The sequence below is a fragment of the Mesorhizobium sp. M7A.F.Ca.AU.002.02.1.1 genome (assembly GCF_003998535.1).
GTDB classification, from domain to species: Bacteria; Pseudomonadota; Alphaproteobacteria; order Rhizobiales; family Rhizobiaceae; genus Mesorhizobium; species Mesorhizobium ciceri.
The window spans coordinates 1-8982 of sequence record NZ_RZPB01000188.1 but is presented as its reverse complement, the minus strand read 5'-3'; the positions used below and the strand labels follow the sequence as shown (position 1 = coordinate 8982).

Genomic DNA, 8982 nt, shown 5'->3' with positions numbered 1-8982 from the left:
AGGTCTCGGAATGGCCATGATCGGGATCGGGATCGTGGCTCGCATGATCGTGGCCTTCATGGTCATTGTGGACGTGATCGGCGTGCGCCTTGTCTGACATCGGCGATACATGTGCCTCTGCCCTGACGATGCCGTAGCCGAGCCGAGCCACCTGCTGCAGCACCCTGCCTTCCGGCAACGCGCCGCCATGGCTGACCGTCATGCTGGCACCGGTCACCGAAACCGAGACATCGGCGACGCCGTCTAGGCGACGCACCGCCGTATCGATCTTGGTTGCGCAAGAGGCGCAATCCATGCCGCCGATCTTGAACCGCGTCTGCCTGATTTTTACCTGGTCGAGGGGCGCCGTCATCACATCACCTGTCTGTCTTGCCCGCGCGGCGTCGCCGCATGGGTCTTGAACGCTGATGTCAGGCACTGTAATTGCTCTAGTCACTAGAGCTTCAAGAGGCAATTCATGTTTTCGATCGGTGATCTCTCGCGCCGCACCGGGGTCAAGGTGCCGACCATCCGCTACTACGAGCAGATGGGCCTTGTTGCCGCACCCGAGCGCTCGGAAGGCAACCAGCGCCGCTATTCCAGGCAGGAGCTGGAGCGGTTGGCCTTCATCCGCCACGCCCGCGATCTCGGTTTCGCCGTCGAGGACATCCGCTCTCTGATCGATTTGAGCGGCCACCCCGAGCAACCCTGCGGCCACGCCGACAAGATCGCCGAGGAGCAACTGATCTCGGTGCGGGAAAAGATTGCCCAGTTGAAGCGGCTCGAGGCCGAGCTCGAACGCATCGCCACGTGCTGCAATGGCCAGACGGTCGGCGACTGCTACGTCATCCGCGCGCTGTCGGATCATGCGCTGTGCGCCGATGAGCATGGTTGAGATACATCCTACAGCTCGATCCGGAACCGCAAACTTTCCGCTCCGCCATAGGCGGCGTCCTCGAAAAAGCGTTCGACGAGCTTGCCGCCATTGGCCAGGATCACCTTGTGCGAGGCCGGATTGCCCGGTTTGGCGGTGATCTCGACGTGAGCCAGGCCGACCGCCCTCGCCTCCTCCAGCATCAGGCGCAGCGCCTGTGTAGCGTAGCCGCGCCGCCGCTTCCACGGCACCACCGCATAGCCGATATGGCCGAGCACATGCGGCGGCAGGTCCGACGTACCCTTCTGCCAGCGAAAGCCGATCGAGCCCGACGCCTCGCCGTCCCAGATCCAGCGGCGGAAGCCTGGCAGGCGCGGCACCTTTTTGCCGTCAGGCAAGGTGATCGGACCGCCCCTGGCCTGGGGATCATCGAGGTCGGCGAGAAAAGCCACGGGATCCCTTTCGATTGCCGCAAGCTGCTCGCGCGTCGCTTCCAGCAATCGCACATTGTCCGGCGACCAGCCGCGTTCGAGTGCCGCCTTGTAGGACGGCAGATGTTCGAACGCGGGTTTGACGATTTCGATCATGGTGCACCGGTGCAGACGCGATGCCCACAAAATAGCATGCTTGACCAGGGAGGCACGGTCCACCAAAGCGCGGCCCCATACGACAAAGGCCGCGCTCCCATCACTGGAAACGCGGCCCTGGCGTTGTGTCCTTGGGAGGACCGGCGATCCGGCGCGGCCGCGCCGGAGCACCTTTAGCGATCTCAGGCGATGTCGAAGCGGTCGGCGTTCATCACCTTGGTCCATGCCGCAACGAAATCCCTGGTGAATTTCGCCTTGGCGTCCGCCGACCCGTAGACCTCGGCAAGCGCGCGCAATTGGGCGTGCGAGCCGAAGATCAGGTCGGCACGGGTGCCGGTCCACTTGACCGCCTTGGTCTTGCGGTCACGCGCCTCGTAGACTTCGTCGGAGCCGGCGGCCGGATCCCAGACCGTGTTCATGCTGAGCAGGTTGACGAAGAAGTCGTTGGTCAACGTACCCGGCCGGTCGGTGAACACGCCGTGCTTCGAGTTGGCCGTGTTGGCGCCGAGCACACGAAGACCGCCGACCAGCACCGTCATTTCGGGTGCGGTCAGCGACAGCAATTGCGCCCGGTCGACCAGCATGGCTTCGACCGACATCGGCTGCTTGCCCCTGACATAGTTGCGGAAGCCATCGACTTTCGGCTCGAGCGCGGCAAAGGAATGGACATCCGTCTGTTCCTGCGAAGCATCCATGCGACCCGGCGTGAACGGCACCTTGGCCTCGTGGCCGCCATCCTTCGCCGCCTTCTCGACAGCGGCGACACCGCCGAGAACGATGAGGTCGGCCAGCGAGATCTTTTTCCCGCCGGTCTGTGCCGCGTTGAACTCCTTCTGGATGGCTTCCAGCCTGGCCAGCACCTTCGACAGTTCCGCCGGCTGGTTAACCTCCCAATCCTTCTGCGGCGCCAGCCGGATGCGTGCACCATTGGCACCACCGCGCTTGTCGGAATTGCGGAACGTCGAGGCCGAGGCCCACGCCGTCGAGACCAATTCGGAAACCGACAGGCCCGATGCCAGGATCTTCGCCTTCAGCGACGCAATGTCCTGCTCGCCGACCAGTTCGTGGTCGACCGCGGGGATCGGATCCTGCCAGATCAGTTCTTCCTTGGGCACGAGCGGGCCGAGATAGCGAACGACCGGACCCATGTCGCGATGGGTCAGCTTGAACCATGCGCGGGCAAAGGCGTCGGCGAACTGGTCCGGATGCTCATGGAAGCGCCGCGAGATCTTCTCGTAGGCCGGATCGACCCGCAGCGCGAGATCGGTCGTCAGCATGGCAGGCGCGCGGCGCTTGGACGGATCGTGGGCATCCGGCACGGTTCCGGCGCCGGCGCCGCCCTTCGGCGTCCACTGATGAGCGCCCGCCGGGCTCGTGGTCAGCTCCCATTCGAAGTTGAACAGATTGTCGAAGAAGTTGTTGCTCCACTTGGTCGGCGTCGTGGTCCAGGTCACCTCGAGGCCCGAGGTGATGGCATCGCCGGCGATGCCCGTGGCATGCTTGCTCGACCAGCCGAGGCCCTGCGCCTCGATGCCGGCGCCTTCCGGCTCCGCACCCACAAGCGAGGCATCGCCGGCGCCGTGGGTTTTGCCGAAGGTGTGGCCGCCGGCGATCAGCGCCACGGTCTCCTCGTCGTTCATGGCCATGCGGCCGAACGTCTCGCGAATATCGCGTGCCGAGGCCAGCGGATCCGGCTTGCCGTTCGGCCCTTCCGGATTGACATAGATCAGTCCCATCTGGACGGCGCCGAGATGGCCCTGGAGTTCGCGGTCGCCGGAGTAGCGCTTGTCGTCGAGCCACTTGGTTTCCGAACCCCAATCGACGTCCTGTTCGGGTTCCCAGACGTCGGCGCGGCCGCCAGCGAAACCGAAGGTCTTGAAGCCCATCGATTCCAGCGCGACGTTGCCGGTGAGGATCAGCAGGTCGGCCCAGGAGATCTTGCGCCCATATTTCTGCTTGACCGGCCACAGCAGCCGGCGCGCCTTGTCGAGATTGGCATTGTCCGGCCAGCTGTTGAGCGGAGCAAAACGCTGCTGGCCGGCCCCGGCGCCGCCACGGCCGTCGCCGATGCGGTAGGTGCCGGCACTGTGCCAGGCCATGCGGATGAACAGCGGCCCGTAATGGCCGAAGTCGGCCGGCCACCAATCCTGCGAATCCGTCATCACCTGGTGCAGGTCCTTGATCACCGCATCGAGATCGAGCGACTTGAATTCCTCGGCATAGTCGAACTCTTCGCCCATCGGGTCCGAAAGGTTCGACTGCTGATGGAGAACGCCAAGGTCCAGTTGGTTCGGCCACCAGTCACGGTTCGTCCTGCTGGAGGATCCGTGCGCAACGGGGCATTTGCCGGCACTGGGATCATCGGTCTGTGCGTCCATGTTCTTCTCTCCGATCGTGGCTGTGTTGAGCTGTTCAACTGCTGCGTGAACAGGGACACAAAAATGTCCCTGTAGGCGGTCCGTTTCATGGCTGGCGCGATGACCTGAGCCCGATACGCGACCGAATATGTTGGATGTCCTGTTGCTGCGGGCATGCGCCTCACCAGGCGGTCCCGGCTGCTCCTCATCTTCGTTACGACTCCTATAGCAAAGCCGCTTGATTAATTTAAGTTGGATTTCCTGATTGCAGCGATAAGATGACATTATGACAAACCTGACGCTGAAGCAGCTGCGTTATTTCGAGGCGCTGGCCCGGCACAATCATTTCGGCCGCGCCGCCGATGCCTGCTCGATCTCGCAGCCCGCCATCTCGGTGCAGATCCGGGAGTTGGAGGAAACGCTGGGCACGGAGCTTTTCCAAAGAGGCCCACGCCAGGTCCGGCTGACCAATTTCGGCGAGGAATTCGCCTTGCGCGTCCGCGACATCCTGCGCTCGGTGGATGAGCTGACGGATCTGGCCCGCGCCTCGCGCGACCGGCTGGTGGGACGGTTGCGCATCGGCGTGATCCCGACGATCGCACCCTACCTCCTGCCTGCCATCATCGGCAACCTCGCCCGCATGCATGACGGGCTCGATATCCACGTGCGCGAAACGCAAACGCAAAAGCTGATCCAGGAACTGGCCGACGGCCGGCTTGACGCGGCCATCGTCGCCTTGCCGGTGTCGGAACCCTCGCTGACGGAAATCGTGCTGTTTGCCGAGAACTTCGTGCTGGTCCGGCCCGGCGAGGACGAGGGAAAGCCGGTCCCCAACCGCGAAATGCTGCGCGAGATGCGGCTGCTCCTGCTGGAGGAAGGCCATTGTTTTCGCGACCAGGCGCTGTCGTTCTGCAACATGCATTCGGCGCGGCCAAGGGAGTTGCTGGACGGCAGCTCGCTGTCGACCCTGGTGCAGATGGTCGGCGCCGGTGTCGGCGTCACCTTGATTCCCGAAATGGCCGTGCCGGTGGAGACGCGCTCGGCGGCGGTGTCTGTCGCCCACTTTGCCAACCCCCAACCGTCGCGGACGATCGGCATGATCTGGCGCAAGACAAGCCCGATCGCCAAACAGCTGATGCTTATATCCGAAGTGGTTCGCCAGGCGGCCGAAACGTTGCGCGCGCAGCACAATCCGGCATCGGTTGAGCTGAACTTGGTAGCAGCCGCCCAATGAAGGCTTGGCTGACCCGATCGTCAGCCTGCCGCGTGGAACCGGATCTCGCCCTTGTTCAGGAAGCAGGTCTTGTTGAACAGCGACAGATCCAGAGGGTTCGGCAACCGCACATCGCCGATATCGGGAACCGGCTTCTGCGCCGGGTCGTAGGACCGGTCGATCTGCGAGATGAAGACGAGGATCAATCCCCTGTCGCCGGCAAACGCTTTCAGCGTGCGAACCTGCGCCATCAGCTCCGGATTTTGCCGCTTTTGGTCGAGCAGTTGCAGGTAGTCGATCACCACCAGCGTGCCGCGCGGCGCCGAGCCCAATGCCTTGACGATGTAGTCGGCGCTGATGGCGTCGGAATTGTCGAACACGAACCGGTCGTTGAACTGCACCGGGTCTGCCCCGATGGCTCGAAATCGGTCGAGCACATCCCGCTGCGTATACTCCAGCGTGAAGAACACGCCCCGACTGCCGGACTTCATGGCTTCGATTGCCAGTTCGAGACTCATCAGCGTCTTGCCGTGGCCGGGTCGTGCACCCACCAGGACCAGATCGCCGGGCGCAAGTTGCGCAAACAGTGTGCCGGCAGGCGCCGCCCCGGCTGCCTTGGCCGCAAGCAGGCTCCAACTGGCGAAGCCTTCCCGTACTGCAACACGGTCAAGCGCTTCGTGGAGCGGAATTTTGGCCTCGCGGGACAACAGCCTGGCTTGACGCTTCAGATGATAGATGGGCGCGGACAGCTTCATGACAAACCTCCTGGTGCGAGCCGTTTTCGCAACCCCTCCTTATGCCAAGCGCTCGAACAGTTGGTTCGGTGATGAGAGAGCCCTGCATGGATGATGCTTTCCCGGCGGAGGGAGGAGGCGTGAGCCACGCCAGAATCAGATGATAGCTCAATCCCTGCGTATCGAAAATCGCGGAACTCGAGAGATCAGGTTCCGAACCCGCGGCTTTTCGCGATAGGAATTTTTTCTTGACTCCCTGCACTCAGCTATGGTACATATTTGTCCATGGTGCTGATTTGCGCCGATGGCCCGCCGCACAGGCGGGTTTTTCGTTTGATGCTCCGTCAGCCAACGCGCCGACGAGCTCGAAGGAACCCGCCAACCCGAGTTCGTTGCCCTGCTTCAAGGATACGAAGACGTCCGCCGCAAGCCTGGAGCCAGCATGTCGGCGTAGGGCCGTTGCATGCGTCGACCTGCTTTGCGGATCTTCATGCGGGCGCGCTAAACAAGATGTGTTTCGCCTGATAATGCGAGGCCATCTATGATCGATTCTCGCGGCAATACCGCAAGAAATCGCCATTCGCTTCGACAGGAGAATTGATCCGGTGCGGTTGAGATCTGTTTGTCTGGGCGTCGTCGCCAGCTTTTTCGTCGCCGTCATCGCCGTGACGGTGTCGGCTCGATCCTTTGCCGCATCATCTGACGTTCCGGCCTGGTTGCAGGCTCATGTCGGCAACAGCGAGGGCCAGATCTCACAAATTGTCCTCGAACGAGCCCGCGCGCTTTATCGGAAGAAGGTCGCCCAAGGGGCCGTCAAGAACCCCTGCTACTTCGCCATGGATGCGACACGCCCCAGCGATCTGGGCAATGGCGTGCTCGGCCGCCGCTACTACGTCATCTGCGAGGCCAGCGAGTCCTTCCGCGCGATTTCGTCGGGTCATGGCAGCGGGCGGAATCTGAAGGGCGTCGTCGATTTTTCGAATGGCAAGCGGTGCGCTAGGAACTTCGGCAATGCGATGGATTCATCGTTGACGGCCGGCGGCGCCTATATGACCCGCGAGGCGAAAACCTCGTTCAAGGGTTATTACCGCACTGGTGCGAAACGGGACGTGGCTTTCCAGCGCACCTTCATCCAGTTCGACGGCGAAGGCGAAGCCGCGAACGCCAGGCAGCGGGTGATCGGCGGCCACGCGGCCCAGGTGCTGCACGGCCTGTGCCTGCGCAAAAATCCGAACAGCTCGCATGCCGACCATGACGGCTTCGTACCGTTCGGCAAGCTGGTGGATTATGCCGGCGGCCGCAGCAATGGCTGCACCAGTTGGTCGCCGGCGGATGCGCAGCAGATTATCCCGATGGTCAAGGACAATCCGACGACGCTCTACATCTACCCGGAATCGCGCGACATCGCCGCGGTCGCAGCCAACCATTCACAGCCGGGCGCCTATTGGAACGCGTCCTGCCTGAAGGAAATCGGCACACCGAAATTCTGGCCGCGAAAGACCCTCGAGCCGATCATCGCCCAATACAGGAAGGATCATCCGGCACCGCCGCCGCAGCCAGTGCCGATTTGCACGCAGCCGTGACGTCCGCTTCGGCATGCGAACCATGCGCATTGATCAGCAACCCGTCGTGAACCGGTATCGATCCCGATCTCCGAGGTTTGCCAGCGTCTGACTCCCCGCGCGTCGTCGATGTCGGCAAGCCAAAGGCTGGGATAGGTTCATTTGTAACCTCGGCGCGTTGGTCCCCAGAGACAACGCGCGCCCATGGCGCGGGCGGCCGCCGCCGAGAAGGCCGCCGAAACGAAAGGCGCATCCGGTCGTTCCGCCGCCGCGCGCAAGGCAGTGCGGACCAAGGGTACCCGCGGCAGGAAGGAAGCGGCACAGAAGGCTGCCAGAACGCGAACACATCACGCTTACATTGAACGTCTTCTTCGAGGACTGGCGCTCCGGGTGACGACTATGATCGAGAGGCGATCACATGGGTAATCGCCTGCGCCTCGCATCTTCCCGCCGCGTTGTATGTCGCGAACGGATCGGGAGTGGCTGAATGCTCCTGGCGAGGAGAGTTCCCGGTGCCGTGCCAGGCCGATTGGTTGGAACCAACGGCCTGCTCTCCAGTTAGAAAGCCAGCAAGTCTGGTTGTAGCCTTGCCGCCATGTGACCGACGGTTTCAAGGCCGCCGATTGAGCTTCGGAAGCGTGGAGAGCACGCTTGATGGAGAAAATCATGAACCAATGGTCAAATGCCAAGCTCTGTGACGTAGCAAATCTGGTCCTCGGAGCAATTCTCTTCTTCTCTCCATGGATATTCGCCTTCGCGGCAGGGACACAGTCCCAGAATGCCATGGGCAGCGGCATCGTGATTGTCGTGCTTTCGGTTGCCGCCCTCTTCGCCTTTGCTGTCTGGGAGGAATGGCTGAACCTCGTTGTGGGTCTTTGGGTAGTCGTGTCTCCCTGGGTGCTTGGATTCCAGGCAACCACAGCCATGGGCGTGCATGTTGTAATCGGCGTTCTGGTCGCGGTTCTGGCTGCGATCGAGCTGTGGATGATGAACCAGAACCCGCCGACGCAGTCTACGGCCTAGCAGGACTGGGCGTCCTTGCGGCGGCCTGATCGTGACGGATTGGCCGCCGACAAATTGGCATCCCGCTGGGTCGCCGATGATGGTGGAAAATCATCTGACGGTGGCCCGCCGGGAGGCCAGCGTGCCTGCCGCCGCAACCTCGGCTGCACAGCCGCTGACGACAGCCCTGCAGACAGCGTCGCCGAAAGCCAGACAACAGGAGGTATGCCGACATGAAAGCAATCCGCATCCACGCTTTTGGCGGACCTGAGGTTCTTTCGATCGATCAGGTCCCCTCGCCTCAGCCCCTTGACGACGAGGTTGTGCTCAGGGTCCGCGCCGCAAGCGTCAATCCGATCGACTACAAGACCCGCGAAGGGTCGGTGAGCGAGACCCTGCCGGTCACGCTCGGGCGCGACGTATCCGGCACGGTGGAAATATGCGGTACGCGGGCGCATACGTTGAAGAAGGGCGACCCGTTGTTTGCGATGCTTGGTCATGACCGGGGCGGCAATGCCGAATATGTCGTGGTCAAGGCGACGGAGGCGGCTGCCAAACCGGATCGTCTAAGCCATGTCGAAGCCGCGGCGGTGCCGCTTGCCGGCATCACCGCATGGCAAGGCCTTTTCGATCATGGCGGCCTCAAATCCGGACAACGGGTTCTCATCCATGGC

The 8982-nt window shown here is 62.5% G+C and carries 9 protein-coding genes; 5 read left to right on the top strand and 4 right to left on the bottom strand.

All coding sequences use genetic code 11. The features are described from left to right. Positions 1-352, bottom strand: a 352-nt coding sequence (locus EN879_RS14025) for a heavy metal-associated domain-containing protein (protein ID WP_206520947.1), incomplete at its 3' end; no start/stop codon positions are given. 105 nt (positions 353-457) lie between these two features. On the opposite strand from EN879_RS14025, the gene EN879_RS14020 reads away from it, so the two are divergent. After that, positions 458-874: a helix-turn-helix domain-containing protein gene (locus tag EN879_RS14020; protein WP_013530143.1), complete on the top strand. Its 417-nt coding sequence runs from the start codon at positions 458-460 to the stop codon at positions 872-874. 8 nt (positions 875-882) lie between these two features. Here the strand turns inward: EN879_RS14020 and EN879_RS14015 are convergent, their stop codons facing one another. Then, on the bottom strand, positions 883-1440 hold the full coding sequence (locus EN879_RS14015; RefSeq protein WP_013530142.1) for a GNAT family N-acetyltransferase: 558 nt from the start codon (positions 1438-1440) through the stop codon (positions 883-885). Between the two features lie 182 nt (positions 1441-1622). Beyond that, the gene (gene katG, locus EN879_RS14010) at positions 1623-3818 is read right to left on the bottom strand and encodes a catalase/peroxidase HPI (RefSeq protein WP_063168780.1); all 2196 of its coding nucleotides are present in this window, start codon (positions 3816-3818) and stop codon (positions 1623-1625) included. A 265-nt stretch (positions 3819-4083) separates the two neighbouring features. On the opposite strand from katG, the gene EN879_RS14005 reads away from it, so the two are divergent. Then, on the top strand, positions 4084-5031 hold the full coding sequence (locus EN879_RS14005; RefSeq protein WP_013530140.1) for a hydrogen peroxide-inducible genes activator: 948 nt from the start codon (positions 4084-4086) through the stop codon (positions 5029-5031). A gap of 20 nt (positions 5032-5051) precedes the next feature. On the opposite strand, the gene EN879_RS14000 is transcribed toward EN879_RS14005, so the two are convergent. Continuing rightward, positions 5052-5765, bottom strand: a complete 714-nt coding sequence (locus EN879_RS14000) for a DNA helicase (RefSeq protein ID WP_013530139.1) — start codon at positions 5763-5765, stop codon at positions 5052-5054. Between the two features lie 584 nt (positions 5766-6349). Between EN879_RS14000 and EN879_RS13995 the strand changes: the two genes are divergently transcribed. The 3 genes from EN879_RS13995 to EN879_RS13980 all read left to right on the top strand — a co-directional run. Continuing rightward, the gene (locus tag EN879_RS13995) at positions 6350-7327 is read left to right on the top strand and encodes a hypothetical protein (RefSeq protein ID WP_063168781.1); all 978 of its coding nucleotides are present in this window, start codon (positions 6350-6352) and stop codon (positions 7325-7327) included. A 645-nt stretch (positions 7328-7972) separates the two neighbouring features. Continuing rightward, the gene (locus tag EN879_RS13985; protein WP_027162069.1) at positions 7973-8329 is read left to right on the top strand and encodes an SPW repeat protein; all 357 of its coding nucleotides are present in this window, start codon (positions 7973-7975) and stop codon (positions 8327-8329) included. Between the two features lie 212 nt (positions 8330-8541). Next, on the top strand, positions 8542-8982 hold a 441-nt coding region (locus EN879_RS13980; protein ID WP_164774407.1), incomplete at its 3' end, for an NADP-dependent oxidoreductase.

Bases quoted from the DNA above. Each gene is read 5' to 3' on its own strand.
- EN879_RS14020 (WP_013530143.1), top strand. From the start codon at position 458: ATGTTTTCGATCGGTGATCTCTCGCGCCGCACCGGGGTCAAGGTGCCG.
- EN879_RS14015 (WP_013530142.1), bottom strand. From the start codon at position 1,440: ATGATCGAAATCGTCAAACCCGCGTTCGAACATCTGCCGTCCTACAAG.
- katG (WP_063168780.1), bottom strand. From the start codon at position 3,818: ATGGACGCACAGACCGATGATCCCAGTGCCGGCAAATGCCCCGTTGCG.
- EN879_RS14005 (WP_013530140.1), top strand. From the start codon at position 4,084: ATGACAAACCTGACGCTGAAGCAGCTGCGTTATTTCGAGGCGCTGGCC.
- EN879_RS14000 (WP_013530139.1), bottom strand. From the start codon at position 5,765: ATGAAGCTGTCCGCGCCCATCTATCATCTGAAGCGTCAAGCCAGGCTG.
- EN879_RS13985 (WP_027162069.1), top strand. From the start codon at position 7,973: ATGAACCAATGGTCAAATGCCAAGCTCTGTGACGTAGCAAATCTGGTC.